The sequence below is a fragment of the Sphingomicrobium arenosum genome (assembly GCF_026157085.1).
GTDB classification, from domain to species: Bacteria; Pseudomonadota; Alphaproteobacteria; order Sphingomonadales; family Sphingomonadaceae; genus Sphingomicrobium; species Sphingomicrobium arenosum.
In genome coordinates this window covers 1,696,059-1,721,633 of the sequence record NZ_JANPVN010000001.1, presented here as the reverse complement: position 1 = coordinate 1,721,633, position 25,575 = coordinate 1,696,059, and the positions used below count along the sequence as shown (strand labels likewise).

Annotated in this window: 27 protein-coding genes and 1 tRNA gene; 18 read left to right on the top strand and 10 right to left on the bottom strand. The window is 66.8% G+C overall.

The genetic code is table 11. The features are described 5' to 3' along the window. Nucleotides 1–68: 68 nt before the first annotated feature. Complete coding sequence (locus NUW51_RS08695; RefSeq protein WP_265587128.1) at nt 69–1,973, bottom strand: autotransporter domain-containing protein; 1,905 nt, start codon at nt 1,971–1,973, stop codon at nt 69–71. 226 nt (nt 1,974–2,199) lie between these two features. On the opposite strand from NUW51_RS08695, the gene NUW51_RS08690 reads away from it, so the two are divergent. The 8 genes from NUW51_RS08690 to hslU are packed head-to-tail and all read left to right on the top strand — an operon-like array spanning nt 2,200 to nt 8,478. After that, on the top strand, nt 2,200–2,787 hold the full coding sequence (locus tag NUW51_RS08690; protein ID WP_265587127.1) for a glycoside hydrolase family 108 protein: 588 nt from the start codon (nt 2,200–2,202) through the stop codon (nt 2,785–2,787). Continuing rightward, entirely contained in the window at nt 2,784–3,110 is a 327-nt protein-coding gene (locus tag NUW51_RS08685; protein ID WP_265587126.1) for a hypothetical protein, read from the top strand. Before NUW51_RS08690 ends, NUW51_RS08685 begins: the two co-directional genes overlap by 4 nt. After that, on the top strand, nt 3,107–3,496 hold the full coding sequence (locus NUW51_RS08680) for a hypothetical protein (protein ID WP_265587125.1): 390 nt from the start codon (nt 3,107–3,109) through the stop codon (nt 3,494–3,496). The genes NUW51_RS08685 and NUW51_RS08680 overlap by 4 nt, the downstream gene beginning before the upstream one ends. 13 nt (nt 3,497–3,509) lie before the next feature. Next, complete coding sequence (locus NUW51_RS08675) at nt 3,510–3,710, top strand: hypothetical protein (RefSeq protein ID WP_265587124.1); 201 nt, start codon at nt 3,510–3,512, stop codon at nt 3,708–3,710. A gap of 45 nt (nt 3,711–3,755) precedes the next feature. Then, on the top strand, nt 3,756–4,706 hold the full coding sequence (locus tag NUW51_RS08670; RefSeq protein WP_265587123.1) for an alpha/beta hydrolase: 951 nt from the start codon (nt 3,756–3,758) through the stop codon (nt 4,704–4,706). 29 nt (nt 4,707–4,735) lie between these two features. Continuing rightward, entirely contained in the window at nt 4,736–6,568 is a 1,833-nt protein-coding gene (locus tag NUW51_RS08665) for a hypothetical protein (RefSeq protein WP_265587122.1), read from the top strand. 41 nt (nt 6,569–6,609) lie between these two features. Next, a complete protein-coding gene (gene hslV / locus NUW51_RS08660) occupies nt 6,610–7,152 on the top strand; it encodes an ATP-dependent protease subunit HslV (RefSeq protein ID WP_265587121.1) in 543 nt (180 codons plus the stop codon). Between the two features lie 3 nt (nt 7,153–7,155). Next, nucleotides 7,156–8,478, top strand: a complete 1,323-nt coding sequence (gene hslU, locus NUW51_RS08655) for an ATP-dependent protease ATPase subunit HslU (RefSeq protein ID WP_265587120.1) — start codon at nt 7,156–7,158, stop codon at nt 8,476–8,478. On the opposite strand, the gene NUW51_RS08650 is transcribed toward hslU, so the two are convergent. Next, entirely contained in the window at nt 8,475–9,200 is a 726-nt protein-coding gene (locus NUW51_RS08650) for a TIGR02117 family protein (protein ID WP_265587119.1), read from the bottom strand. The genes hslU and NUW51_RS08650 overlap by 4 nt on opposite strands. Nucleotides 9,201–9,418: 218 nt before the next feature. Further along, a tRNA-Pro gene (locus tag NUW51_RS08645) sits at nt 9,419–9,495 on the bottom strand. Nucleotides 9,496–9,682: 187 nt separating this feature from the next. On the opposite strand from NUW51_RS08645, the gene yajC reads away from it, so the two are divergent. The 8 genes from yajC (at nt 9,683) to ligA (ending at nt 18,223) form a co-directional block, all read left to right on the top strand. Next, entirely contained in the window at nt 9,683–10,009 is a 327-nt protein-coding gene (gene yajC, locus NUW51_RS08640) for a preprotein translocase subunit YajC (protein WP_265587118.1), read from the top strand. An 11-nt stretch (nt 10,010–10,020) separates the two neighbouring features. Beyond that, nucleotides 10,021–11,652, top strand: coding sequence for a protein translocase subunit SecD (gene secD / locus NUW51_RS08635; RefSeq protein ID WP_265587117.1), 1,632 nt, complete (start codon nt 10,021–10,023; stop codon nt 11,650–11,652). A 17-nt stretch (nt 11,653–11,669) separates the two neighbouring features. Next, a complete protein-coding gene (gene secF / locus NUW51_RS08630; protein WP_265587116.1) occupies nt 11,670–12,632 on the top strand; it encodes a protein translocase subunit SecF in 963 nt (320 codons plus the stop codon). Nucleotides 12,633–12,695: 63 nt separating this feature from the next. Further along, complete coding sequence (locus NUW51_RS08625; protein ID WP_265587115.1) at nt 12,696–13,478, top strand: outer membrane protein assembly factor BamD; 783 nt, start codon at nt 12,696–12,698, stop codon at nt 13,476–13,478. A 6-nt stretch (nt 13,479–13,484) separates the two neighbouring features. After that, on the top strand, nt 13,485–15,137 hold the full coding sequence (recN, locus tag NUW51_RS08620; RefSeq protein WP_265587113.1) for a DNA repair protein RecN: 1,653 nt from the start codon (nt 13,485–13,487) through the stop codon (nt 15,135–15,137). A gap of 20 nt (nt 15,138–15,157) precedes the next feature. Then, nucleotides 15,158–15,892, top strand: coding sequence for a dienelactone hydrolase family protein (locus tag NUW51_RS08615; protein ID WP_265587112.1), 735 nt, complete (start codon nt 15,158–15,160; stop codon nt 15,890–15,892). After that, complete coding sequence (locus NUW51_RS08610; RefSeq protein ID WP_265587111.1) at nt 15,889–16,188, top strand: hypothetical protein; 300 nt, start codon at nt 15,889–15,891, stop codon at nt 16,186–16,188. Before NUW51_RS08615 ends, NUW51_RS08610 begins: the two co-directional genes overlap by 4 nt. Next, nucleotides 16,181–18,223 (top strand): NAD-dependent DNA ligase LigA, encoded by a 2,043-nt coding sequence (ligA, locus tag NUW51_RS08605; RefSeq protein WP_265587110.1) that lies wholly within the window; start codon nt 16,181–16,183, stop codon nt 18,221–18,223. The genes NUW51_RS08610 and ligA overlap by 8 nt, the downstream gene beginning before the upstream one ends. Here ligA and NUW51_RS08600 read toward each other — a convergent pair. The 7 genes from NUW51_RS08600 to NUW51_RS08570 all read right to left on the bottom strand — a co-directional run bounded on the left by NUW51_RS08600 (nt 18,220) and on the right by NUW51_RS08570 (nt 24,636). Continuing rightward, nucleotides 18,220–18,672 carry a hypothetical protein gene (locus NUW51_RS08600; RefSeq protein ID WP_265587109.1) on the bottom strand — a complete coding sequence of 151 codons (453 nt, stop codon included), beginning with the start codon at nt 18,670–18,672 and terminating at the stop codon, nt 18,220–18,222. The two genes, ligA and NUW51_RS08600, sit on opposite strands and share 4 nt — an antisense overlap. A gap of 48 nt (nt 18,673–18,720) precedes the next feature. Beyond that, nucleotides 18,721–19,236 (bottom strand): septal ring lytic transglycosylase RlpA family protein, encoded by a 516-nt coding sequence (locus NUW51_RS08595; protein ID WP_265587108.1) that lies wholly within the window; start codon nt 19,234–19,236, stop codon nt 18,721–18,723. 133 nt (nt 19,237–19,369) lie between these two features. Continuing rightward, nucleotides 19,370–20,260, bottom strand: coding sequence for a 50S ribosomal protein L11 methyltransferase (locus tag NUW51_RS08590; RefSeq protein WP_265587107.1), 891 nt, complete (start codon nt 20,258–20,260; stop codon nt 19,370–19,372). Continuing rightward, nucleotides 20,257–21,216, bottom strand: coding sequence for a subclass B3 metallo-beta-lactamase (gene bla, locus NUW51_RS08585; protein WP_265587106.1), 960 nt, complete (start codon nt 21,214–21,216; stop codon nt 20,257–20,259). Before bla ends, NUW51_RS08590 begins: the two co-directional genes overlap by 4 nt. After that, on the bottom strand, nt 21,206–21,916 hold the full coding sequence (locus NUW51_RS08580) for an SDR family NAD(P)-dependent oxidoreductase (protein WP_265587105.1): 711 nt from the start codon (nt 21,914–21,916) through the stop codon (nt 21,206–21,208). Before NUW51_RS08580 ends, bla begins: the two co-directional genes overlap by 11 nt. Before the next feature lie 43 nt (nt 21,917–21,959). Then, nucleotides 21,960–23,264: a methyl-accepting chemotaxis protein gene (locus NUW51_RS08575; RefSeq protein ID WP_265587104.1), complete on the bottom strand. Its 1,305-nt coding sequence runs from the start codon at nt 23,262–23,264 to the stop codon at nt 21,960–21,962. 25 nt (nt 23,265–23,289) lie between these two features. Further along, the gene (locus NUW51_RS08570; RefSeq protein ID WP_265587103.1) at nt 23,290–24,636 is read right to left on the bottom strand and encodes a methyl-accepting chemotaxis protein; all 1,347 of its coding nucleotides are present in this window, start codon (nt 24,634–24,636) and stop codon (nt 23,290–23,292) included. Nucleotides 24,637–24,793: 157 nt separating this feature from the next. On the opposite strand from NUW51_RS08570, the gene sdhC reads away from it, so the two are divergent. Both sdhC and sdhD read left to right on the top strand, forming a co-directional pair. After that, entirely contained in the window at nt 24,794–25,189 is a 396-nt protein-coding gene (gene sdhC / locus NUW51_RS08565) for a succinate dehydrogenase, cytochrome b556 subunit (RefSeq protein WP_265587102.1), read from the top strand. Further along, nucleotides 25,186–25,575, top strand: coding sequence for a succinate dehydrogenase, hydrophobic membrane anchor protein (gene sdhD, locus NUW51_RS08560; RefSeq protein ID WP_265587101.1), 390 nt, complete (start codon nt 25,186–25,188; stop codon nt 25,573–25,575). Before sdhC ends, sdhD begins: the two co-directional genes overlap by 4 nt.

Sequence of the window (25,575 nt, the reverse complement as noted above, 5' to 3'; positions counted from 1 at the left end):
AAGGGGCGGCGGGTCGCGATGACCCGCCGCCCCTTTTTCATGGGCTCGGCTGGTGGCCGGGCGGGGCCTTAGAAGCCCAGCCCGAGGCCGACCATGACGCTCGCGTCATTGCCGGTGTCCTTCCACAGCGAGAAGCTCATCGCCGCGTTGAGGTCGATCGCCGAGGAGAGCATCGCGGTGAAGCCACCGTTGAAGCGACCGTACATGCCGTCCTCGATCTCGCTGGTGGTCCAGCTGTTGACGATCTCGGGGCTGGCGAGCTGCGCGAAGCTGTGGGTGCGCTGACCCGCGTCCAGTTCCTGTTCGGCGAGGAAGGCCGCATAGGGACGGATCTGGATGCCATAGCCTTCGAAATCGCCGCGCATCTCGATACCGGCATGGCCGCGCAGCGAGGAGAGCGAGACGTCGGAGACACTGAGGGCGAGGGCGGGGTCGCCGCCTTCGTCATAGCCGTCAACGTCGATCGAGACATGGTCGAGACCGACGACGGGGCCGATGCGCGCGCCCGCGAAGTTGCCGAGATAGCCGAGCTTGCCGCCCGCGATGAAGTGATCGCCGTCGAATTCGGCGGTCATCGGCAGGCTTTCGAGCACGCCGGCGCGGGTGAGGTCGAAGCTGTCCGAACCGAAGCCCGCATAGGCCTGCGCAAAGATCGGGCCGAGGGCGTAGGCGCCATAGACCGCGCCGGTGAGGCTGGTCGCATCGACCGCCGAGGAACCGCGGAAATATTCGCCTTCGGGCATACCGTAACGACCCGCCACGCCGAGCATGGCATTGCCGAAGCCAATTTCGGCGCCGACGGTGACGCCCGCGCCGTTCATGGCGAATTCGTCGGTGGTCATGTCCATCTGGCGGGTGCGGGTGAAGCCGTCGCCCTGGACATAGAGGTTGAGGCCTTCGGCGAAGTCGCCGTCGCGCGGCGCGGTGCCGCCGAGGCGGTTGCCGAGGACGCGGCCCATGTGATGGGCGTTTTCGAACGAAACGTCCGAGGGGCCATCGAGGGTCAGCGGGGCCTGGAGCTGGGCGTTGATGTAACGCGCGACGATTTCGTAGCCCGCCGAGGTGAGGTGCACGCCGTCGCCGTAGAAGACATATTGGTCGGCGACCGAGGCGTCGAGCGCGCAGACGAGGCTCGAGGTGTCGCCACCGGCAGCGGCCGCGAGGTCGAAGATCGGGCAGACCTGACCGGTGAGGCCGAATTCGGCAAGGTTCGAATTGATGACGCTCGACACCACGTCGAGGTCGAGGAAGTGGACCATCACGCCGTCGGCAGCATGGCCGGCGAGGTTCGAGACGACGCCCGCGCGCACATCCTGCGCATAGGCATCGCGAATGCCGAAGGCGGTGGCGGGATCGTCTTCGCCGAACACTTCGGGAAGGTTGGCGGTGTTGCCGTAGAGGAAGCTGATGTTCTGCGCGCCGGCGTCGACCAGCAGGTCGATACCGGTGGTGGCACCCGTCAGCGTGGCGGCGACGGCCGCGTCGAAGTCGGCGAGCGTGGCTTCGCCCGCGGCGACGGCCTGCTGGAAGTCGCGGCCGTCGTTGCCGCCGATCGAGATGGCAACGAGGTCATTGGCGTCGAACGTGCCCGAGACCGACGGGAAGACGTCGGGGCCGGCGCCGATGTAGCCGCCGTTGAGGAAGCTGCCGACCTCATAGCCGAAGCCCGGCAGGCCCGCATTGACGTTGCCGCCGTTGGCCATCGCGCCGCCGATGGCGAAATTGTCGACCTCGGCGCCGGTCAAATTGGCGAGCGTGTCGATATAGTTGGTGCCGCCCGAGAAACGTCCGGTGGTGTAGATCACGGTGGTGCGCGGGTCGATGCCGCCCAGCGCAAAGGCGTTGCCGGTGTCGGCATAGCTGTCCCCGAAGGCGACGATGCGATCGATGCGCTGGGCCGAGGCGGCCTGCGGCAGGGCGGTCGCGGCGGCGGCGGCCAGCATGGTGGCGCCGAGAAGGCGGGTCTTGGTCATGGCTTTTTCTCTCCTGACGGGGCCGTACTGCGCCCCTTGAAATGACGTGGAGCGACTGTTGCAAAAGGGCCTTCGCCAAGACAAGGGCGCGTGAGGGGGCGCGGCATGAATGCGGCTCGCTGTGGCCGCGAGGACACGCTCCTGCGTGGAGCGAACTTGGATAAAGGACTGTCCTACAGATAACCCATTAGGTTACATCGAAGCGACTCGACGAGGAGAGGTGACGATGCGACCCAGTGAATTTTCCAGCCCCGAAGCCCGGGTCGATTTTCTCGACCGGCTGGTCGACGGGCTGATCGACCGCGAGGGCGGCTATGTCCACCATGAGGACGATGCGGGCGGGGCGACGCGCTTCGGCATCACCGAGCGGGTGGCGCGTGCGCATGGCTATGCGGGGCCGATGGCGCTGTTGCCCCGCGCCGAAGCGCGGGCGATCTATCGGCGGCTCTATTGGCTCAGGCCCCGCTTCGACGAGGTCGCGCTGCTCGCGCCCACCGTGGCGGCCGAATTGTTCGACACCGGCGCCAACATGGGGCCGGGGGTGGCGAGCACCTTCCTTCAGCGCGCGCTGACGGCCTTGAACCGGCAGGGGCGCGACTATCCCGACCTCGTCCCCGACGGGCGGGTGGGGCCGAAGACATTGGCGGCGCTCAAGGGCTTTCTCGACGTGCGCGGCGAGGAGGGCGAAACGGTCCTGCTGCGCGCGCTGGAGGCGCTGCAGGGCGAGCGATACCTGCGGCTCGCCGAGAAGCGGCCGGCCAACGAAAGCTTCCTCTATGGCTGGCTCGCCAACCGGCTGGGCGAGGTGAAGTGAGGGGGCGGCTGCCGCGCTGGAGCGCGCGCGACTGGCGCGGAATGGTGGCGCTGGTCGCAACCATCGTGGGCGCCGGGGTGCTGACCGCCATGTCGGTGTGGATCGTGGCGATCATCGCGGCGGCAGGGCAGCGCGAGGAGGCGCTCGCGCTACCCGCGCTGAAGGCCTTGGCGCGGTCCAATTACGGGCTCTTGATGATCATCGGGACGGTGCTGCTGAGCCTCGGGCTGGCGATCAATCGGCGCAGCGTGAAGGCGCGGGCATTCGGCGCCGAGTTCGAGGCCGACGGGGGCGCGCGCCATCCCGATGAGGGCGCGCAGTGAGCGGAGGGCTGGGCCGATGGTGGCAGGGCCTGTCGTCGTTGCTGCGCGCGGCGCTGGTCGCGGTGCTGGTCGGGGCGCTGCTGCTGCCGCTCGCCTGTCAGCGCCAGGCGCGGCAGGCGGCGGCGCAGGCGCGGGCCGAGCGCGAGGGCGCGCGGGCCGAGGCGGCGGCGGGACGCGAGGCGGTCGAGGCGGTCGGCGCCCATGCCCGCGCCGCGAGTGACAGCGAGGCGCTGACCCGCGCCAATGACAAGGAGATACGCGATGCGACAGGTGCCGATGCGATGGTGGATGCTGGCGTGCATGGCGCCGGGCTTGACGGCCTGTGTCGCCGCGCCGCCTATCGTGACGACGAGCGCTGCAGATTGCGCGGGGCTGGTCCCCGCTGACTGGCGCGTTGGCGTGGCGGGCGCGCAACTTCCGCCCGATGCGGCAAGCGTCGGCGACTGGGTCGCCTTTGCCGACGCGCAGACGGGGCGGCTCGACCAGGCCAATGCGCGCACGCGCGATGCGCTGAGCATCGTCGAGGCGTGCGAGGCGCGGCATCGCGCCGCACACGCCAAGGTGACAAAGCGTGGATTTTTCACCCGGCTGGGGCTTTGATCCAGATTGTTCGCGCGTCGACCATCTGCTAGGCTAGATAGCGATATGAAACTGGAATTGCCTCCTCGCGACAAGATCCGCGCGCCGGTGTCGCCGCAGGCGCGGCGGCGCGCGCGGCGCTGGGCGCGGCGGCTCGCGGTGGCGGGCGAGACCTCGCTTTATGCGCTGGAAAAGGTCGGCGTGTCGCCGATCGCGCTGTTCGACCGGCTCAGCAAGGTGCGCGAGCCCAAGGATGCGGCGCGCTTGATCGCGCGCGGCGTTTCCTATGGCGACCATCCGCGCCAGAAGCTCGACGTCTATCTGCCGGTGCGGCGCGGGACGGCGCCGCTGCCGATGCTGGTCTTCTTCTATGGCGGCGGCTGGGTGAAGGGCGAGCGCGGCGAATTCGGCTGGGTCGCACGGGCGATGGCGGCGCGTGGATATATGGTGGTGATGCCCGATTATCGCCTCGCGCCCGAACATCGCTTCCCCGCCTTCATCGAGGATGGCGCGCTCGCCGTGAAATGGGCGGTCGAGCGGGGCCCTGAGCTGGGCGGCGATGCGGGCCGCATCGCGGTCGCGGGGCATAGTGCGGGCGGGCACCTTGCCGGCATCCTCAGCCTCGACGGGCGCTATCTGCAGGCGGCCGCCGTGGAAAGCGGCGCGATCAAGGCGGCGGCGCTCCTGTCGGCGCCGACCAATTTCCTGCCCTTCGTCGATCCGCGCGCGATCGCGGCGCTGGGGGCGCACGAGCCCGCGCACGAAACGCAGCCCATCCACTTCGCGCATGGCGAGGCACCGCCGATGCTGCTCCAGCACGGCACCGCCGACATCATCGTGCGGGCAAGGAACGCGCAGCAGCTGGCGCGGCGTATCCGCGCGGCAGGCGGCGAGGCGGAGTTGAAGCTCTATCGCGGGCTGACCCACTCGGACCCGCTGAAGGCGTTCAGCCCGTTGAGCGAAAAGGCCGACATCGCGGGCGATCTTGCGCAATTCCTGAAGGCGCGCCTAGGCTAGCGATCGGTTTCGCGTTCGGGGGGACGGACATGGCGCGTTTGTTGTTGGGGTGGCTGCTGTTCAGCGGAATCGGGTCGTTCATCGTCATCGGGGCGCCGAGCCTCGTCACGATCGGCTTCTTCATGCTGATCATCCCCGGTCTGTTGATGTCGCTGTTGCCGACGGCATTCCTCTACAGCGCCACTTTCGCGGCCTTCTGGTTTCCCTTGCACGGCATGATCGGCGAGTGGCGCGCGGTCGCGGTCGCGGCGGTGCTGACCTATGCGCTCCTGTGGGCGATCCCGCAGCCGTTCAACGCCGTCGGCGCGACGGCCTATCGCGAGGTGGACGAGCCCGACCTGCTGCCCGATACGCCCATCGAGGTGCGCGGCGAGGTGCTGGTGCGCTACGAAGCGAGCCGCCGTCACCTCGGCGGGCGGCAGGACCCGCAGCGCGCCGGGCGGATCGATGAGGATCCGGGTTATCTGTGCCGGCCTCTGTGCCAGGCGCTGTTGTTCACGCCCGGGGTCACGGGGGTCAGCGTCATCGAAACGATCAGCGGGAAGGAAGCGCGCTTCGTGCTGCGCCCGCGGGGGGCCTGTGCCACGAGCGTGGGGCTGTCGCGCGGCGACGGGCTCGATGAGAGCTTGATGCTGTCGATGGCGGCCGCGATGGACGAGAAGGAACTGTGCATCGAGCGGGTCGAGGCGCTGGTGGAGACGCCCGATGTCACCATCGTCTCGCAAGACATGATGGTGGGCGAGGCGGCAGGGCGCTGGAGCCTTGCCAACGGGCGGCTCGAGCATAAGCGGCTGGAGCTTTATGCGGGGGATCGGCTGGCCCTGCGCGTCTCGAAGACCAAGGTGCAACAGACCAAGGTGCCGCTGATGGTGGGCTTCACCGGGGCGATGGAAAACGCGCATTTCGCCTGGGCGCGCCAGACGCTCGGGGATCGCAACATCTATCAGGGGATCGCCCAAAGCTCGCTGCTCGATGAGCATACGACCATCCGCCTGTCGGTGTCGCGCGAGGCGGCGCGGGACGATGCACGCGGGGCGATCGCCGCCTTCCTCGCCGATCCGACCCGGGGGAAGGGCGATCCCGCGCTCGACATGGTCAATGCCTGGCTTGGCAGCTTTGCCAATTGGCGGGCCGCGCCGGGCGCCGGCAAGCCGAGCGTAGATGCGGCGGATGCGGCCCTGATCGAGGCGCTCATCGAGGATCGGCGGGTCACCAATTTCACCGCGCTGGTCTATCCGATCGAGAAGATGGACGACGTGACAATGCTGCGCGAGGCGGCGATCGAGCGGCTTGCCGAACTGCCCGCCGACCCCAAGGCGCGCGGCGAGATGCATCACCTCGAACATGTCATCAAGGCGCAGCCTGCGGGCGCCTATGCCGAGCTGAGTGCGACCGAGCGCGCGGTGGTGGAAAATGCCGAGCGGCGGCTCAACGCCCCCGCGCTGATCGAGCGGCAGGCGGATCGCGGCGCGGCGGCGGTACCGCTTTTGGTCGGAATCCTGCGATCCGAGCTCGAATGGCGGCGGCGGACGCTGGCGGGGGAACGATTGTCGGGGGCTGCAGCCTATGAGCGGGGGAAGGTCGTCAAATATCACGACCTGTCGATAAATGCGGCGCAGCGCGCGCTGTGCCGCCTCGGTCCCGAGGCAGCGGGCGCGCGCGAGGCGGTGGAAGCGATGATCGCCGACGGGCTCTTTACCGAGCGCATGCTCGAGGATCGCGAGGTGCAGCTGATGCGGGTGCGCATCGGCACGCCGGTCGAAGACATTGCCAAGCCTTCGAACATCATGGGGACGACCGAGGATTTCCATGCGCGGCTCAAGCGGCGCGCGGCCAATTTCCGGGCGGAGCGCGACTGCTGATCCCTTGAAAAAAGGGCGGCGCGCTCCCCACATCCGGGATCATGAGCGATACACCCAAATTTCACGGCACCACCATCATCGGCATCAAGCGTGGCGGCACGACCGTCGTCGCGGGCGATGGGCAGGTGTCCTTAGGCAATACCGTCATGAAGCCCAATGCCATCAAGGTCCGCCGCCTCGGGCGCGAGGGCAAGGTGGTGGGGGGCTTTGCCGGCGCGACCGCCGATGCCTTCACCCTGTTCGAGCGGCTGGAGAAGAAGCTGGAAGCGCATAGTGGCAAGCTGATGCGCGCGGCGGTGGAGCTCGCCAAGGACTGGCGCACCGACAAATATCTTCGCAATCTCGAGGCGATGATGATCGTTGCCGATCCCGACACGATGCTGATCGTGACGGGTAACGGCGACGTGCTCGAGCCCGAGGGAGGGATCGCGGCGATCGGGTCGGGCGGCAATTATGCGCTCGCGGCGGCCAAGGCGCTGTCGGATTACGAACAGGATGCCGAGAAACTGGCGCGCAAGGCGATGCAGATCGCCGCCGAGGTGTGCGTCTTCACCAACGACAATCTGACGGTCGAGACGGTATAAGCGATGAACGAACATATCCCCATCACCAAGGCGCAGCCGCTGACCCCCAAGGCGATCGTGGCGGCGCTGGACGAGCATATCATCGGCCAGAAGGACGCCAAGAAAGCCGTGGCGGTAGCGCTTCGCAATCGCTGGCGGCGCCAGCAGCTGGGCCCCGAATTGCGCGCCGAGGTGACGCCCAAGAATATCCTGATGATCGGGCCGACGGGCTGCGGCAAGACCGAGATCTCGCGGCGGCTGGCGAAACTGGCCGATGCGCCCTTCATCAAGATCGAGGCGACCAAGTTCACCGAGGTCGGCTATGTCGGCCGCGACGTCGAGCAGATTGCCCGCGACCTCGTCGAGGAAGCGGTGCGGTTGGAGCGTGACCGGCGACGGCGCAAGGTCAAGCGCGCGGCCGAGGAAGCGGCGCTGGAGCGGCTCCTCGATGCGCTGACCGGCAATACGGCGAGCGATGCGACGCGGGCGAGCTTTGCCGAGCGCTTTCGCGACGGCAGCCTCGATCAGGCCGAAGTGGAGATCGAGGTGGTCGAGGCGCCCTCCTCGCCCTTCGACGTGCCCGGCCAGGGCGGCATCGGGATGATCAATCTTGGCGACATGATGAAGCGCATGGGCGGCCAGATGCCGAGGAAGAAGCGCAAGCTGAAAGTGCCCGCCGCCTATGACCGGCTGGTCGAGGAAGAGGCCGACAAGCGGCTCGACGACGACGATGTGAACCGTGCTGCGCTGGAGGATGCCGAGGCCAATGGCATCGTCTTCCTCGACGAGATCGACAAGATCGCGGTCAGCGACGTGCGCGGCGGGTCGGTCAGCCGCGAGGGCGTGCAGCGCGACCTGCTGCCGCTGATCGAGGGGACGACGGTGGCGACCAAATATGGGCCGCTGAAGACCGACCATATATTGTTCATCGCCTCGGGCGCCTTCCATGTCGCCAAGCCCAGCGACATGCTGCCCGAATTGCAGGGGCGCCTGCCGATCCGGGTCGAGCTCCGCGCGCTGACCAAGGAGGATTTCGTGGCGATCCTCAAGGATACGCGGGCGAGCCTGACCGACCAGTATCGCGCGCTGCTCGGCACCGAGGAGGTGACGGTGGAATTCACCGACGAGGGCATCGAGGCGCTGGCGCGCATTGCGGCGGACGTCAACGAGAGCGTCGAGAATATCGGCGCGCGGCGCCTGCAGACGGTGATGGAGCGACTGCTCGAGGACGTCAGCTTCGAGGCCGAGGATCGCAAGGGCGAGACGGTGGTGGTCGATGCCGCCTTCGTCGAGACGCAGCTGAAGGATATCGCGGGCGATACCGATTTGTCGCGTTACGTCCTCTAGTCGGTGGCGGCGTCGGGCGCGCGGTAGCGCCAGGGGAGGCCCTTGGAGAAGGGGCTCCAGAGCGAGCTTTCAACCCCGGCGATGCGCAGTTGGCGGGCGACCCACTGGTTGCAGGTCATCGCCGCGTTGAAACTGCCGCGGCCTTCGTAAAAGGCGTCGGAGGGCCAGTAGCCCGGCGTGTCGAGCCGCTGGGGCCAGCCGTCCTCGGACAGGTCGAAGCTGGCGCGGACCGATTGCCACAGGCGGCGATATTGCGCGGGCGTGAGGCGGATTTCGGCGGCGGCGAAGCGCTGGGGGGCGTCGACATATTGGACGTGCATGACGCGGTTGCCCGCAAAGAGGGCGCCAAAGGCGGTGCTTGCCCTGAGGTCGCCCCAGTCCTTGGCCTCGGTATAGACGCCGCGGTCGCCCGAGCCGATCATGACGTGACCGGCATTGGCCCATGCGGGCTGGGCGAGGTCGGTGCCGGGGAAATAGGGTGCCCAGCTGACGCCCGCGGCCTCGATCGGCATGACGATGTCGAGATGGACGCCATTGTCGGTGAGATAGATAGGGATGCCCGTTTCGGCTTCCTCCCAGTCGGCGTTGACGGGGATGAGGCTGCCGAGGAGGGCGAGGCCGAGATAGGCGGCGATGGGGGCGAGGAGGACGAGTGCGATGGCACGCGGCCAGCGATGCTTGCTGCTCGATTTGCGCTGTTTTTTACGCTTACGGCTGGCCAATATTCATCCCCGTCGCCCCAGCGGAGGCTGGGGCCTATGCCGATTCACTAGCAAGAAGGTGTCGTTTAGTCTCGGCGGCATGGATCCCAGCCTTCGCTGGGATGACGCAAAGAAGAGGCGTCGTACGGCTCTACGCGACATCCGTCGGCTTCGGCGACCATTTTTCATGACAGCGCAAATCGTCCCCCGGACGATTTGGTTCAAGCTTTCTTGAAAAATGGTCGGGGAGACAGGATTCGAACCTGCGACCCCCACACCCCCAGTGTGATGCGCTACCAGGCTGCGCTACTCCCCGACCGGCCCGCGACCGTTTGGGTCGTCGCGGGACGAAGCGGCCTCTAGCGGCACATCGGCCCCCATGCAAGCATCTCTGGCAAAACATTTTCGCCCATGGTAGCGGACCCGCGACTTGAATTTCGGGGGGCCGGTTCCAACCCTTTGGTGGACCCGGGCGTTCCCGCCTAGCCAAGAGACGAGACGACATGATCCACCTTATCGCCGCCGCCGCCGCCGAACCCTCGGGCGCGGCCGCCTTCTTCTTCCAGCTGTTCCCGCTGCTGCTCATTTTCATCATCTTCTACATGCTGCTCATCCGTCCGCAGCAGAAGAAGATGCGCGAGCATCAGGCGGAGCTGGCGGCGGTCAAGAAGGGCGATCGGGTGATCACCGGCGGCGGTCTCATCGGCAAGGTCACCAAGGTGATGGACGATGAAGTCGAGGTCGATCTTGGCGGCGGGCTGAAGGTGCGCAGCGTCAAATCGATGCTCGCCAGCGTCACCGACAAGACCGCCAAGCCGGCCAACGACTAGGACATCGACCGATGCTCGAATTTGCGCGTTGGAAGGTCTGGGCGATCTGGGGCATCATTGCCGCCGGCATCCTCATGGCCATCCCGAGCCTGCTTTCGGAAGAGCAGCTCGAAAGCTATCCCGACTTCCTGCCGCAAAGCCGGATCAGCCTCGGGCTCGACCTTGCGGGCGGTTCCTACCTGCTGCTCGAGGCCGATGCCGAGGATCTCGCCAAGCAGCGGCTGACCGCGCAGGAAGATAATGTCCAGACCGAGCTGCGCGCCGACCCGCGCGTGCGGATCGGCGACGTGTCGACCGCCGATGGGCGCCTGTCCTTCATGGTGCGCGACCCCTCGCAGCTTGATGAAGCGGTCGAGCGGCTGCGTGCGATGACCCAGCCCGTCGGGCTGACCGGCCAGCGCGACTGGACCGTGTCGGTCGAGGATTCGACCCGCATCATCCTGACCCCCACCCCCGAAGGCGCCGCGAACGCCTTGTCGGACGCGGTGACGGTCGCGCGCGACGTCGTGCGCCGCCGTATCGACCCGTCGGGCACGCGCGAGGTGACGGTGCGCACGCAGGGCGAGAACCGCGTCCTCGTGCAGGTGCCGGGCGTCGAGGATCCCGAGGCGCTCAAGAACCTCATCGGGCGCACCGCGCGGCTCGAGTTCAAGCTCGTCGACCTCGAAGCCAATCCGGGCGAACTCAATGCCGGCCGCGCCCCGGTGGGCAGCGAGATCGCGCCCTATCCCGATGCGCCGCTCGGGCTGCCCTTCGTCGGTTATTCGACCGCCGACGGCGTGCCCCAGATCGCGCTGAAGCGCCGCATCATCGTGTCGGGCGACCAGCTCGCCGATGCCAATCAGAGCTTCGACCAGGATGGCAATCCGGTGGTCAGCCTCAAGTTCAACAGCCAGGGCGCGCGCCGCTTCGGGCGGACGACGCAGGAGAATGTGCAAAAGCCGTTCGCCATGCTGCTCGACGGGCAGGTGCTCTCGGCGCCCAACATCAACGAGCCGATCCTCGGCGGGCAGGCGCAGATCAGCGGCAATTTCACCGTCGACAGCGCCAACGATCTCGCCATCGCTTTGTCCTCGGGCAAGTTGCCGGTGAAGCTGGACGTGGTCGAGGAGCGCACGGTGTCGGCGGACCTTGGCAAGGATTCGATCGAGAAGGGCACGCTCGCGGCCATTCTCGGTACGCTGGCGGTCGTCGTCTACATGCTCGTCACCTATGGGCGGTTCGGCGTCTATGCCAACACCGCGCTCATCGTGAACGCCTTCCTGATCCTCGCCGCCATGGCGATGTTCAACGCGACGCTGACGTTGCCGGGCATCGCCGGTTTCGTGCTGACGATGGGCGCGGCGGTCGACGCCAACGTGCTGATCAACGAGCGCATCCGCGAGGAATTGCGGCGCGGGCGCAAGGTCTATGACGCGATCGAACATGGCTACAGGGAAGCCTCGACGGCGATCTTCGATGCCAACATCACCAACACCATCGCGGCGGCGATCATGTTCTACTTCGGCTCGGGGCCCATCCGCGGCTTTGCCGTCGTGCTCCTGATCGGCACCGTCACCTCGGTCTGGACCGCGGTCGTCTTCACCCGGATGCTGGTGGCGCGCTGGGCGCGCAAGGCGCGTCCCAAGACGCTCAACATCTGACGGGGCGGGAAAACATCATGAAATTGCTCAAGCTTGTCCCCGACAACACCAACATCGACTTCATGCGCTGGCGCAACATCGCCATCTGGATCACGATGGCGATGGCGGTCGCGGGCTTTGCCCTGACCTTCACGCGCGGCCTCAACCTCGGCATCGACTTCGTCGGGGGGCAGTCGGTCCAGGTCGATTTCGCGCAAGGCGTCGAGATCGAGGAGCTGCGCGCCAAGGTGAATGCGCTCGAGGTCGGCGATGCCTCGATCCAGCAATTCGGGTCGGATACCAGCTATCGCATCCGCCTGCCCAAGCCCGAGGGCGACGAGGCGGCGGCCAATGCAGTGGTGTCGACCGTGCGCGACATGCTCGTCGCCGAATATCCGGGGGCCGACGTGGGGTCGGGCGAATCGGTGTCGGGCAACGTGTCCGAGGAACTGGCGATGGACGGGACATTGAGTCTCGTGCTCGGCTCGCTCGGGATCGCGATCTACATCTGGCTGCGCTTCGAATGGCAGTTCGGGGTGGGGGCGCTGGCGACGCTGTTCCACGACGTGGGCGTGTTGCTCGCCTTCTTCTCGATCACGCAGTTGCAGGTCGACCTCAATATCGTCGCGGCGTTCCTGACGGTGATCGGCTACACGATCAACGACACGGTCGTCATCTATGATCGTATTCGCGAGAATTTGCGCAAATACAGGAAGATGGGGATCGTCGAGCAGATCAACCTGTCATTGAACGAGACGCTGGCGCGGACGATCTCGACCTCCTTGACGCTGCTGCTCGCGATCGGTGCGCTGCTGGTCCTCGGTCCCAAGGTGATCTTCGGGCTGACGGTGGCCATCTTCCTCGGCCTGTTCGTGGGTACCTACAGCTCGATCTACATCTCGGCGCCGATCCTCGTCTTCCTCGGGGTGACGTCGGACAGCTTCATTCATGATGAGGACAGCGAGGACAAGCAACGCAGGGACGACGGCGCAGTCGTCTGACGCGCCGCGCGATCCACGCCTTAGCCCTTGGCGAGTCCCATCCGGAAGGTTAGAGAAACAGTCATGTCCATTGGTCCCATCCGCGCGGCGCTGTCCGCTGCCATCATCGCCCTTCCGCTTTCCGCCTGCGCCTCCGGGGGCGGCACCGAGGCGATCGACACCGCTTATGTCGCGCGCGACGTCAACACGCTCTACGCGCTGGGCAAGGAAAATGCCGATCGCGGCAATTGGGACCGCGCCGCGCTCATTTTCTCCGAGGTCGAGCGCCAGCATCCCTATTCGGTATGGGCCCGCCGCGCGCAGCTGATGAGCGCCTTTTCGCATTATATGGACGGCAATTTTCCCGAGACGGTGTCGACCGCGCAGCGCTTCCTGTCGATCCATCCGGGCAACAAGGATGCGCCTTATGCGCATTACCTCATCGCGATGAGCTATTATCGCCAGATCGAGGATATCAGCCGCGACCAGAAGATCACGAGCCAGGCGCGCGCCTCGTTCGGCGAACTCATCCGCCGCTATCCCAACAGCCGCTATGCCGCCGATGCGCGCATCAAGGTCGACCTCGTCAACGATCAGCTGGCGGGCAAGGAGATGGAGGTCGGGCGCTTCTACCAGGACAATCGTCGCTGGCTCGCCGCCTCGGTGCGTTTCCGCAAGGTCATCGACGATTACGAGACGACGAGCCACACGCCCGAGGCGCTGCACCGGCTGGTCGAAAGCTATCTCGCGCTCGGCATTCCCGCCGAAGCGCAAAAGGCCGCCGCGACGCTGGGCGCCAACTTCCCCGACAGCAAATGGTATGAGCGCAGCTATCGCCTCATGCAGGAACATAGCCCGCAAGGATAAGGACTGATGCTCAGCCGGCTCGGCATCCGCGACATCGTGCTGGTCGAGCGGCTCGAGCTGGACTTTGCCGGCGGGCTGACCGTGCTCACCGGCGAGACTGGGGCGGGCAAGTCGATCCTCCTCGATGCGCTCGGACTGGCGCTCGGTGCGCGGGCCGATAGTGCGCTGGTGCGCGACGGCGCCGACAAGGCCGAGGCGGTGGCCGAGATCGAGCTGCCCCCCGGCCATGCCGCGCTCGCGCTGCTCGAGGAGGAAGAGATCGAGGTCGAGCCGGGCGAACCGCTGATCTTGCAGCGTCGCTTGAAAGCCGATGGCGGGTCGAGTGGCCGGATTGCCGGCAACAGCGTGCCCGCCAAGATCATGCGCGCACTGGGCGAGACGATGGTCGAGATCCACGGCCAGCATGCCGATCGCGGATTGCTCGATGCGCGCGCCCATCGCGGGCTGCTCGATGCGTTCGGGCAGGTGGACCTCAGCGCAGTCGAGGCGGCGTGGCGCACGCTGTCGGCATTGCGCAAGGAGCGCGCGGACCTTGCGGCGCAGGCCGAGGCCGCGGCGGCGGACCGCGAATGGCTCGATCATGCCATTGCCGAACTCGATGACTTGAACCCCATGGCGGGCGAGGAGGAAGAGCTCGCCGGGATGCGCCAGCAGATGAAGGATGCGGCGCGGATCGAGGATGATCTGTCGGGCATCGATCCCCTGTTGAACGGCGGCGAGGGCGCGCTGGCGCAGATGCGGCAGGCGGCGCGGGCGTTCCAGCGGGTGCATGAGGTGCATGAGGGGCTGGCGGGCGCGCTGGCGGCGATCGACCGCGCGATCATCGAGGCGGACGAGGCCGAGCGGCTGTTTGCCGAGGCACGCGCCGACCTCGTCCATGACCCGCGCGCGCTGGACGAGGCCGAGGAACGGTTGTTCGCATTGCGCGGCGCGGCGCGAAAGCATCGGGTCGAGGTCGAGGGGCTGGCACGGCTGCGCGAGGAATTGCACGAGAAGCGCTCGGCGATCGAGACCGGAAGCGAGCGACTGGCGGCGCTCGAGGGGGAGATCGTCGCGGCCGAGGCGGCCTATGACGAGGCGGCGGATGTCGTCTCGGGCGCGCGCGAGGAGGCGGCAGCGCGATTGGATGCGCGGGTGGCCGAGGAACTGGCGCCGCTGAAGCTCGGCGATGCGCGGTTCGTGACCGAGGTGCAGCCTGCCGATCCGGGGCCGCAGGGCATCGACAGGGTCGAATTCACGATCTCGACAAATCCGGGCTCGCCCTTCGGGCCCTTGGGCAAGATCGCGAGCGGCGGCGAATTGTCGCGCTTCCTGCTGGCGATCCGCGTGGCGCTGGCCGAGGTCGGCGGGGCGGGCACGATCATCTTCGACGAGATCGACCGCGGCGTGGGCGGCGCGGTGGCGAGCGCGATCGGCGAACGGCTGGCGCGGCTGGCGGAGAAGCATCAGGTGCTGGTGGTGACGCACAGCCCGCAGGTCGCGGCGCGGGGGCAGCATCATTTCCGCATCGCCAAGGCGAGCGATGGCACGGTGACGCGTACCTCGGTCGAACTGCTCAGGCCGGACGAGCGGCGCGAGGAAATCGCGCGGATGCTGTCGGGCGCGGCGGTGACCGACGAGGCGCGCGCGGCGGCGGCGAAATTGATGGAAGCGGCGTGAGCCAACAGGGAGAGAGACGCATGAACAAGCGCGAGATGAGCCAGACCCATGAGGGCACCGAATTGCTGCACGAGGTCTATGACGATGGCAGCGGCGTTGCGCGGCCCGGGGTGGTCATCCTGCCGAGCTTTGCCAATCGCGGCGCGGTCGAGGCGGAGTATGCCGAGCGGCTCGTCGCGCTCGGCTATTCGGTGCTGGCCGCCGATATCTTCGGCAAGGACATGCTCGGGCTCGATGTCGGCAAGGACGAGGACAAGCAGCGCGCCTTCGACACCATGAACGAGAAGCTCGAGGACCGCGGCGCCTATGTGAAGCAGCAGCAGGCCATCCTCGATTTCGCCAAGGGCCTCGATGTCGTCGATGGCGATCAGGTCGCGGTGATGGGCTTTTGTTTCGGCGGGCTGTGTACGCTCGACCTCGCGCGCTCGGGTGCCGATTTCAAGGTCGCGGGGAGCTTTCACGGGCTTTTGAAAATCCCCAATTTCGCGACGCAGAAGGTCACGCCCAAGGTTGCGGTCTTCCACGGCTGGGACGATCCGATGGCGCCCCCCGCCGACGTCGTCGCGCTGGGGCAGGAATTGACCGAACAGGGTGCTTGCGACTGGCAGATCCATGCCTATGGCGGGGTCGGCCATGCCTTCACCAACCCGCAGGCGGGCAAGCTGGAGATCGACGACGTCGTCTATGACGCCGATGCGGCGAGCCGCAGCTGGGACAGCTTCTGCGACCTGCTCGAGGCCACTTTTCGCAAATGACCGACGCGCCGCCGCCGGTGTGGCAGGTGCGTAGCGCCTATCTGCCGCTTCTGTTCCTGACGCTGGTGCTGCCTTGGGGCGCGTTTGCGCTCATCATGATGACGCAGGTCCTGGGCTTCGTCGAACCGCTCTTTTACTTCTACCTCGTCATGGCGGTGGGGGTGTTCCTCATTGCCGTGCGGCTCATCCGCGAGAAACAGTCGCCGGGGCTGTTTCGCGCGGCGAGCGCGTTGGCGGTGGTGTCGGCGGTGCCGGCCATCGCGTTCGTGGGATGGGTGATGGCGCATCATGGCTGATCTGGAGAAGATGACCGAGGCGGAGGCCGCCAACCGCCTGATGCGGCTGGCGCGCGAGATCCGGCGGCACGACGCGGCCTATCACGATCGCGACAGCCCTGAGATTTCGGACGCCGACTATGACGCGCTGGTGGCCGAGAATCGCGCCATCGAAGCGAAGTTTCCACATCTGGTGCGCGAGGACAGTCCGTCGAGGCGGGTTGGACACACGCCTTCATCGCCCCTGTCGAAAGTGACGCATGCGCGGCCGATGCTGAGCCTCGACAATGCGTTCGAGGCGGGGGACGTGCGCGATTTCGTCGGGCGGGTGCGGCGGTTCCTCAAGCTCGAACCCGATGCGGCGGTGATGCTGACCGCCGAGCCCAAGATCGACGGACTTTCCTGTTCGCTGCGTTACGAGGGCGGCGCGTTGGTGCTGGCGGCGACGCGGGGCGATGGCAGCGTGGGCGAGGACGTGACCGCCAATGCGCGCACGATCGCGGATATTCCCAAGGAGATTGCGGGGGCGCCTGACGTGCTCGAGGTGCGCGGCGAAGTGTATATGTCGACGGCGGACTTTGCGGCGCTGAACGCGCGGCAGGAGAAGGCGGGGGAGAAGATCTTCGCCAATCCGCGCAACGCGGCGGCGGGGAGTTTTCGCCAGAAAGATGCGGAAGTGACGCGGGCGCGGCCCTTGCGTTTCTTCGCGCATGGCTGGGGCGAGATTTCGCAACTGCCCTGCGACACGCAGAGCGGCATGGTCGCGTGGCTCAAGGATAAAGGCTTCCCGGTCGATCCGATGTTCACGACCTGCGAGGGCGCCGAGGCGGCGCTCGCGCATTACGACGCCATCCAGGCGGCGCGGCCCGACCTCGGTTACGAGATCGACGGCGTGGTCTACAAGGTCGATCGGCTCGATTGGCAGGAGCGGCTGGGGCAGGTGGCGCGCGCGCCGCGCTGGGCACTGGCGCATAAATTTCCTGCCGAACAGGCCGAGACGGTGCTGGAGGCTATCGATGTGCAGGTGGGGCGCACGGGGAAGCTGACGCCGGTCGGGCGCTTGAAGCCGATCGGGGTGGGGGGCGTCATCGTCTCCAATGTCACGCTGCACAATTTCGACGAGATCGACCGGCTGGGCGTGCGGCCCGGCGACAAGGTGCGGGTGCAACGCGCAGGCGATGTCATCCCGCAGATCGTCGACAATCTGTCGCCGCACGAGGGGCGCGCGCCCTATCCGCGGCCCGACCATTGCCCGGTGTGCGAGAGCGAGGCGCGCTCGGAAGAGGGAGAGGTCGATATCCGCTGCGAGGGCGGGCTGATCTGTCCGGCGCAGCGCTACGAGCGATTGAAGCATTTCGTGTCGCGTGGGGCGATGGATGTCGATGGGCTGGGCGAGAAGAGCATCGCCGAATTTCTCGAGCTTGGCTGGATCGAGAAGCCGTCGGATATCTTCACGCTGCACGAGCATCGCGAGGCGCTGATGGCACGCGAGGGGTGGAAGGAGACGAGCGTCGACAAGATGCTCGCCGCCGTCGACGCACGGCGCGGATTCGATGCGGCGCGCTTCCTGTTCGGGCTGGGCATTCGCCATGTCGGCGCGGTGACCGCGCGCGATTTGATGAAGGCGTTCGGGACGGTGGAGGCGCTGATGGACGTGGCGCGCTCGGATGGGGCGCTCACGGAGCTGACCAATGTCGACGGGGTCGGCGAGGTGGTGGCGCAGGCGGTGATCGACTTCTTCCACGAGCCACATAATGTCGAGGAAGTGACGCGGCTGATCGAGCGGGCGCGGCCCGCGGCCTATGTCGTCGAGACGGTCGACAGCGACTGGGCGGGCAAGACGATCGTCTTTACCGGCAAGCTGGAGGCGGTGTCGCGCGACGAGGCCAAGGCGCAGGCCGAGCGGCTGGGCGCCAAGGCGGCTGGGAGCGTGTCGTCCAAGACCGACCTGCTGGTCGCAGGGCCGGGCGCGGGATCGAAGCTCAAGAGGGCGCAGGAGCTTGGCGTGCGGACGATGACCGAAGAGGAATGGCTCGCCGAGGTGGCCAAGGCCTAGGGAGTGTGGGCGCTTCCTGGCCGGAAAACGGTAACGGCGTTGCCGGCACCGATGACATTTTCGGCGAGCGCGAAATTGGCGAGGTCATCGGCGGCCCCATTGCCGAGGCGAACGTGGTAAATACGGTCGGTCTCAAGCTTGGGCGCATCGCCTGAGTCTTCATACCCTTTTGGCGTCTGGCCATAAGTGATCGTCGCGACACCCTCGCCTTCAATAAGCGCAAGTTGCCAAAGCGGGGCACCCAATTGATCGGGGTCCCACCTCGAGAAACCCTCGTAAATGGCGAAATGCTTGATGGCGCTCGGATTGCAACGAAAGAGGGCGACGGCACAGAGTTCGAACGTCATCTCGTCGCTGCTGCCGCCCAACGTCACCTCCGCGACGGGTGAGCACGATCCCAGACCCAAGGCAGTCCACAGAACTAAGACGTGTTTGATGAGTGCGTTCATAAGACGCCAGTCATGCCGACGCCCCGTTCGCTGGCAAGCCCTGTTCGACTAGCCGACCGGCGTGGTGTCGGGCTCGACCTGCTCGATGGTGACGCGGCCATGGCCGCGCTGGATGAGACCGATGCGCTCGGCGGCGGCACGCGACAGGTCGATGTCGCGGGCATGGTGGAAGGGGCCGCGATCGTTGATGCGCACGGTGACCGACTTGCCATTGTGGGTGTTGGTGACCTTCACTAGCGTGCCGAAGGGCAGGGTGCGATGCGCGGCGGTGAGCTGGGCCGGATCGAAGCGCTCCCCGCTCGCGGTCGGGCGACCGGCGAAGCGCTTGCCGTAATAGCTCGCCCCGACGACCGGCAGCGGCTCGGGTTCGGCGAGGACCGACAGGTCGACCTCAGCGTCGAGGAGCGCGTCGGGATCGGTCTCGGGAACGGCGTCGGCCGGCGTGGCCGGGACTTCGCGCAGGACGGCGATGCGGTCGGGGTTGAGCGCCGCGGCGACGGGGGCCGCAGGCAGAACTGTTGCGCTACCGGCGAGGGCCATCAGGCCCGCCAGTGCGAGGGTCAAGTTCGTGCCCAGGTCGAAGATCCGCCCGTTTCCGCTCATGGGGAGAGGGGCGTATCGTCAAAATCTCAACGGTCCACCCAGTTAACCTATTTAACGGCACGGGCCGGGTTCGGGGTGCGACGAACCGAGTGAATCAGGCGGAACGGGTCAGGACGAGAACGCGCCACTCGCCCGTTCCGGAGTCGATACAATCGAGCCCTTGCGCCACATAAGCCTCGGCGACCCGCTCTGCCTGTTCATCGAGCAGGCCCGAGAGGATCATCGTGCCGCCGGGTGCCAGCGCGGCGGCAAAACCGGGGGCGAGGTCGATGAGCGGACCGGCGAGGATGTTGGCGATGAGGAGGTCGAAGGGCTTGGCGTTGGCGATGAGCGGATGGCCGAGCCCCGGCGCGGTGAGGAGCAGGACATGGCCCGCGCCCTCGCCGGTGGGGATGCGGTTGAGGCTGGCATTGGCCTCGGCGACCTCGATGGCGACGGGGTCGATATCGGAGGCGACGATCCTGGCCTCGGGCCAGAGCCGCTGGGCAGCGAAGGCGAGGAGACCGGTACCGGTGCCGATGTCGGCGATGTTGGCGAAGCGCTTGCCCGCCGCGCCCAATCGGTCGATGGCCTCGAGGCAGCCGGCGGTGGTGGCGTGCTGGCCGGTGCCGAAGGCGAGCCCCGCCTCGACGATGAAGTCGATGACGCCCTCGCGCTCGTCGACCGGATAGGCGGGGGTGTGGACGTAGAAGCGCCCGGCGCGGATCGGCTCGATCCCGGCCTGGCTCATGGTCACCCAGTCGGCCTCGTCGAGATGCTCGACGACCGGTTCGCCGGGCGCGAGTTTCCTGAGGAGCACCAGTTCCTGCGTGGTCGGCTGCTCCTCGAAATAGGCGCGCAGGCGCCATTCGTCGGGCTTGTCCTCGTCGGGTTCGTCGGCGGACAGGACGGGGGGCGCGTCATGCAGCGCAAACAGTTCATCACCATGCGCGGCGATATGCTCGGCCTGCGCTTTCGTGCAGGGCAGGGTGACGCGCCAGCTCACAGGCTGTCCACTTCCACGCCTTCGCCCATGGTGCGATTGTCGATCATCTCGCCCGTCTCCTCGGCAATGCGCGCGTCGAGCCGATCGCGAAGGCCACGCGCATATTCGCGGCAGGCACCGGGCTCGATGATATTCCCTGCGGCAAAGCGGCGGACCATGTTGCTGGCCGAGGGGTGCGGGGTGAGGAGGATGTCGCAGTCGAGCGCCTCGACGGCGTCGAGCGAAGCCCGGAAGGCCGCGAGATAGGCGGGGTCGCCCGTGAACTTGTAATCGTCGTGGCTGACCGGCGAGAGGCTGTCGACATAGGCGATGGTGAGGCAGCCGCGCTCGCCGCAATCCTCCCAGGTCCAGGACAAAGCGCCGGGGCTGTGGCCTGGGGTGTGAAACGCGGTGAGGAGCGTATCGCCGAGACGCAGGCTCTCGCCATCGTCGATGACGGTGTCGACCATGACCGGCGGGTGCGGATCGTGCATGCCGAATTGCGGGTCATCCTCGCCGACGATCCCGCGCTGGAGCAGCGGGGCGGCGGCGGCGCTGGCGACCATCTGTGCCTGCGTCAGTTCCTTCAGGCGGGCGAGACCCGCGACATGGTCGAAATGCTCGTGGCTGTGCGTGAGCCAATAGACATGGCGCAGCGAGAAGCCGAGCTGCTCGATATTGGCGGCGATGAGGTCGGCGCCCGCCTCGGTGCCGCCGTCGATGAGGAGATAGCCTTCGGGGCTGGTGACGAGCACCGAGGAAATGCCGCAGGTGCCGACGAGATAGGTGTTGCCATAGACGTGGACAGGCGGCGCGGGGGCGTCCCACTCGTCCCACGTTTCGCAGGCATCGGCAAAGGCGGCGGGCTTGAAGAAGCGCGGGCGCTCGTCGGCCATATTGCCCGAGACGGATTCGATGGTGCAGCCCGCGAGCAGGGTCGGCAGGGTCGCGAGGAGGGCGATACGCTTAGCGGACAAAGGAGGCTCCATTGACGTCGATGATGGCACCGGTGGCGCTTGCTGGCGCCTGAACCGCGAGCCAGCGGATGGTTTCGGCAATTTCGGACGGGTCGGCGACGCGGCCCAAGGGGATGTCGGCGAGCAGCTTGTCGCCGCCGCGGCTGTCGAGATAGTCCTCGGCCATGCCGGTCATGGTGAAGCCGGGGCAGACGGCGAAGGCGAGGATGTTTTCGTGGGCATAGCCGCGGGCTATCGACTTGGTCATGGCGACCATGGCGCCCTTGGAAGCGGCGTAATGCCAATGCTGGGGCGAGTCGCCGCGATAGGCGGCGCGGCTGGCGACGTTGACGATGCGGCCGGGCGTGTCTTCAGGGCGGCTGCGGAAATGGGCGATGGCGAGGCGGCACAGGTCGGCCGAGGCTTGCAGGTTGATTTGCATCGTACGGCCCCAGGCGGCGTGCCAGTCCTCATCGGAGGCATTGTCGGCAATGGGCTCGAACACGCCGGCATTGTTGATCAGCACGTCGATGCGCTGGTCGAGCGCCTCGAAGGCGGCTTCCCACAGGCGGCGGGGCGCTTGCGGGTCGGTGAAGTCGGCGGCGATGAGGTCGCCGTCGCCAGCGGTCGATTGGCCGACGACCTTGTGGCCGTCGGCGCGCAGGGCGTCATATGCTGCCTTGCCGATGCCGCGGCTGGCGCCGGTGAGAAGGATGTTCATGGGCGATCCCTAGCGCGGGGGTCGAGCCCGCGCCAGCATGGCGTTAGGCCGCCGAGACGTTGAGGGCGAATTCGGCCGAAGCGGAGGAGAATTCCTCGATCTGGCGGGTGAAGTCGTCGAAGTCGGCTTTCACGGTGCCGATCGAGCCCGCAACCTGTTCGGTCTCGCCGCGAATGGAGGCGATGGTCGAGCTCATGCTGTCGGCGGCGAGCGCGGTCTCGTCGACCGCGGCGGTGATGGTGGTGACGGTCTGCGCCTGCTGTTCCATCGCCATGCGGATGCGGTCGGCGGAGGACTGCACGTCGGTGACGGTCTGGCGGATGGCGGCGTTGGACGCGACGGTCTGGCCGGTCGCCTCGGTGATCGAGGCGATCTTGACGGCGATGTCGTCAGTCGCGCGCGCGGTCTGGTTGGCGAGGCTCTTCACTTCCTGCGCGACGACGGCGAAGCCGCGGCCCGCATCGCCCGCGCGCGCCGCCTCGATGGTGGCGTTCAAGGCGAGCAGGTTGGTCTGGCCCGCAATGTCGCGGATGAGGCCGAGGATTTCCTCGATCGAGGAGACGTGGAGCTTCAAGGCCTCGGAGGTGGCGACGGCTTTTTGTGCTTCATCGCCGGCGCGCGCGGCGATGTCGGCGGAGGTTTCGACCTCGAGCCTTGCATCCTCGATGGCGCGGATGAGCCCGGCGGCGGTCTGCGCCGCCTCGCGCATGGCGACCGCCGATTGTTCGGCGGCGGCGGCGACTTCGCTCGTCTTGCCGAGCATGCCGCTCGCGCTCTTCGAGCTTTCATCGGCTCTGGCGAGCATGTCGCGCGCCTTGTCGGCAGCGGTGCCCGAGATCTGCTTGACCTTGCGCTGGAACAGGCGGCCGTGAACGGTGCGTTCCTCGGCGGCCTCGCGCGCCTCGCAGACGGCGACCTGCGCGAGGATGACGTCGGCCGAATAGAGCATGGTGGTGAGGACGGCATCGCACAGGCGGCCGATCATCGGCGGATTGTCGCTATGCTTGCGTCGCGCGGCGGCCATGATCTCCATGGTCATGCGGCTGCGGCGCACGTTCCACTGGGGAATCGATTCCTCTTCGCCGAACAGGACGATGCCGATCTGGGCGACGTCGCGCACCCAGGTCTCGCCGAGTTGCTGCGCGAAGAGTTTCGTGACGAAGGTTTCGCCGCGATCCCCGAACTGGGTGCGCGCGGCCTCCTTCAGTTCCTCTTCGAGCGCGGGCCAGACGTCGGGATGCGCCTCGACGAAGGCGGGATTGGAGAGATAGGCCTCGACCCGCTCGGCGACCTGTGCGTCGCTGATCGGCTGGAGCGCTTTCATGCGGCGCTGCGAAATCTCGTTCATGGCCTTACCCTCTCCTCAAGGCGTGTCAGACGGCGAAACGCGATACGAAATTCTGGGTGGTTTCCCGGAAATTGCTGATCTGGTCGTTGAAGCGGGCGAAGCCTTCCTCGACGCCGTCGAAATCCTTGGCGACGCTTTCGGTGTCGGAACGGATGGTGGCGATGGTCGAGCTCATCGAGTCGGCCGCCAGCGCGGTCTCGTCGACGGCGGCGGTGATGGTGGTGACCGTCTGCGCCTGCTGCTCCATGGCCTCGCGGATGCGGTCGGCCGATTTCTGCACGTCCTCGACCGTGGTGCGAATGGACGCGTTGGTCTCGACCGTCTTCTTGGTCGATTCGGTGATGCCCGCGATCTTGGACGCGATGTCGTCGGTCGCGCGCGCGGTCTGGTTGGCGAGGCTCTTCACTTCCTGCGCGACGACGGCGAAACCGCGGCCCGCATCGCCCGCGCGCGCCGCCTCGATGGTGGCGTTGAGGGCGAGGAGGTTGGTCTGGCCGGCGATGTCGCGGATGAGGCCGAGGATCGATTCGATCGCCTCGACATGGCCCGAGAGCGCTTCGGACACCTCGACCGCCTCGGCGGCCTGCGATCCGGCGCGGGTGGCGACGTCGGCGGCGGTCTCGACCTCGTTTCGCGCGTCCTCGATGGCGCGGATGAGGCCGGCGGCGGTCTGCGCGGCCTCGCGCATGGCGACGGCCGACTGTTCGGCGGCGGCGGCGACTTCGCTGGTCTTGCCCAGCATGCCGCGCGCCGAGGTCGCCGAATTGGAGGCGCGGGCGCGCAAATTCTGGCTCTCGGCCGAACACAGTTCGACGACGCTCAGCACCTGATCGTTGAATTCGCCCGCCTGGCGCGACTGGACGAGGTCGGCTTCGGCGCGGGTGATGGCGATGGCGTGGTGGATGAAGCAGTCGATCTCGAGCGCCTGCAGGTCGGACAGGGTGCGCGCGAAGGCGACCGTCTGTTCCTCGCTGATCGCGGCCTGGCGCACGGCGACGAAGGCGGCTTCGGTCTCGGCGGCGACGCCCGCCAGCAGGGTCGACAGGCTGATGCCGTTGGCGAGCGATTTTTCGACATAATCGCGGCTCTGGTCGATCCAGTCGGGATTTTCGAGATCCTGGAACTTGCGGCGGATATAGGGGGCGATTCGCTCGGCAAGCTTCTCGACCTTCTCGGGCGGGAAGCTCTCGTGGACTTCGGGCGACTGGGCGTAGCGGCGCCAGAATTCGCGCGCCATTTCCATCTCGACGCCCTCAATCGCCTCGTAGAGCATCCGCGTACGGTGCGGCAGGTCGCCCGTCATGTCATACATGGCGAGGCCACGCGCGAGATCGTATTCGCCGTCGGCCTGCTGCTGGATTACCTTGTTCATACTCTTGCTACCCGTCCTTTACCCACGATGGTATTTTGGCTGTAAGGACGGCTTAGAAGAGAAGTGGTTAAAGGGGGGTTAGTGGGTGCCCGCCTTGCCATGTATTTCGCACTTCCCTATCGGGTGGGCGCAAGAACTTCCTGATGTGAGGAATTGGATGAACGCGCCCTCCTCGCGGCCCCTGTCGCCGCATTTGTCGATCTATCGCTGGCAACCACATATGCTGGTCTCCATCCTGCACCGCGTGACGGGGGCGGGGCTGACCGTCGTCGGGCTCGCCGTCCTGTCGTGGTGGCTGGTCGCGCTCTCTTCGGGAGCTGAGGCCTATGCGACCTTCGAGAATGCCATGGGGTCGCTCATCGGCCAGCTGGTGCTGGTGGGGCTGACCTGGGCCTTCTTCCAGCATCTCCTCTCGGGGCTTCGGCACCTCGTGCTCGACATGGGCGCGGGTTATGAATTGAAGACCAACCGTTTCTGGGCGGTGATGACCATCGCCGCCTCGGTCTTCGCGACCGCGCTCGTCTGGGCGATCTTCAAGGGAGTATTCGGATGAGCCGCGGGAAAAGCGCTTCGCCGCTCGCCAAGGTGCGCGGGCTGGGCTCGGCCGGCGAGGGCGGCGAACATTGGCTCTATGAGCGCTTCACCAGCGTGGCGCTGGTGCTGCTGAGCGTCTGGTTCATCGGCGCGCTCATCATGCTGCCCGACCTTGGCCAGGCGACGCTGGTCGAATGGCTCGCAAGCCCGTTGGGCGCGGTGCCGATGGCACTGTTCGTGGTGACGAGCTTTGCGCACGGCCTCGACGGTCTGAAGGTCGTCGTCGACGATTATGTCCATGAAGAAGGCAGCCGCATCGGTTGGCACTTCGTCCTCAATATCATCGCCATCGCCGGCGCGAGCTTCGCATTGTTCGGCCTGGCCAAGATCGCCTTCGGAGCCTGA

Excerpts from the sequence above, each read along its gene's own strand:
- NUW51_RS08695 (WP_265587128.1), bottom strand. The coding sequence starts at position 1,973 with ATGACCAAGACCCGCCTTCTCGGCGCCACCATGCTGGCCGCCGCCGCC.
- NUW51_RS08690 (WP_265587127.1), top strand. The coding sequence starts at position 2,200 with ATGCGACCCAGTGAATTTTCCAGCCCCGAAGCCCGGGTCGATTTTCTC.
- NUW51_RS08670 (WP_265587123.1), top strand. The coding sequence starts at position 3,756 with ATGAAACTGGAATTGCCTCCTCGCGACAAGATCCGCGCGCCGGTGTCG.
- NUW51_RS08665 (WP_265587122.1), top strand. The coding sequence starts at position 4,736 with ATGGCGCGTTTGTTGTTGGGGTGGCTGCTGTTCAGCGGAATCGGGTCG.
- hslV (WP_265587121.1), top strand. The coding sequence starts at position 6,610 with ATGAGCGATACACCCAAATTTCACGGCACCACCATCATCGGCATCAAG.
- hslU (WP_265587120.1), top strand. The coding sequence starts at position 7,156 with ATGAACGAACATATCCCCATCACCAAGGCGCAGCCGCTGACCCCCAAG.
- yajC (WP_265587118.1), top strand. The coding sequence starts at position 9,683 with ATGATCCACCTTATCGCCGCCGCCGCCGCCGAACCCTCGGGCGCGGCC.
- secD (WP_265587117.1), top strand. The coding sequence starts at position 10,021 with ATGCTCGAATTTGCGCGTTGGAAGGTCTGGGCGATCTGGGGCATCATT.
- secF (WP_265587116.1), top strand. The coding sequence starts at position 11,670 with ATGAAATTGCTCAAGCTTGTCCCCGACAACACCAACATCGACTTCATG.
- NUW51_RS08625 (WP_265587115.1), top strand. The coding sequence starts at position 12,696 with ATGTCCATTGGTCCCATCCGCGCGGCGCTGTCCGCTGCCATCATCGCC.
- recN (WP_265587113.1), top strand. The coding sequence starts at position 13,485 with ATGCTCAGCCGGCTCGGCATCCGCGACATCGTGCTGGTCGAGCGGCTC.
- NUW51_RS08615 (WP_265587112.1), top strand. The coding sequence starts at position 15,158 with ATGAACAAGCGCGAGATGAGCCAGACCCATGAGGGCACCGAATTGCTG.
- NUW51_RS08610 (WP_265587111.1), top strand. The coding sequence starts at position 15,889 with ATGACCGACGCGCCGCCGCCGGTGTGGCAGGTGCGTAGCGCCTATCTG.
- ligA (WP_265587110.1), top strand. The coding sequence starts at position 16,181 with ATGGCTGATCTGGAGAAGATGACCGAGGCGGAGGCCGCCAACCGCCTG.
- NUW51_RS08600 (WP_265587109.1), bottom strand. The coding sequence starts at position 18,672 with ATGAACGCACTCATCAAACACGTCTTAGTTCTGTGGACTGCCTTGGGT.
- NUW51_RS08580 (WP_265587105.1), bottom strand. The coding sequence starts at position 21,916 with ATGAACATCCTTCTCACCGGCGCCAGCCGCGGCATCGGCAAGGCAGCA.
- NUW51_RS08575 (WP_265587104.1), bottom strand. The coding sequence starts at position 23,264 with ATGAACGAGATTTCGCAGCGCCGCATGAAAGCGCTCCAGCCGATCAGC.
- NUW51_RS08570 (WP_265587103.1), bottom strand. The coding sequence starts at position 24,636 with ATGAACAAGGTAATCCAGCAGCAGGCCGACGGCGAATACGATCTCGCG.
- sdhC (WP_265587102.1), top strand. The coding sequence starts at position 24,794 with ATGAACGCGCCCTCCTCGCGGCCCCTGTCGCCGCATTTGTCGATCTAT.
- sdhD (WP_265587101.1), top strand. The coding sequence starts at position 25,186 with ATGAGCCGCGGGAAAAGCGCTTCGCCGCTCGCCAAGGTGCGCGGGCTG.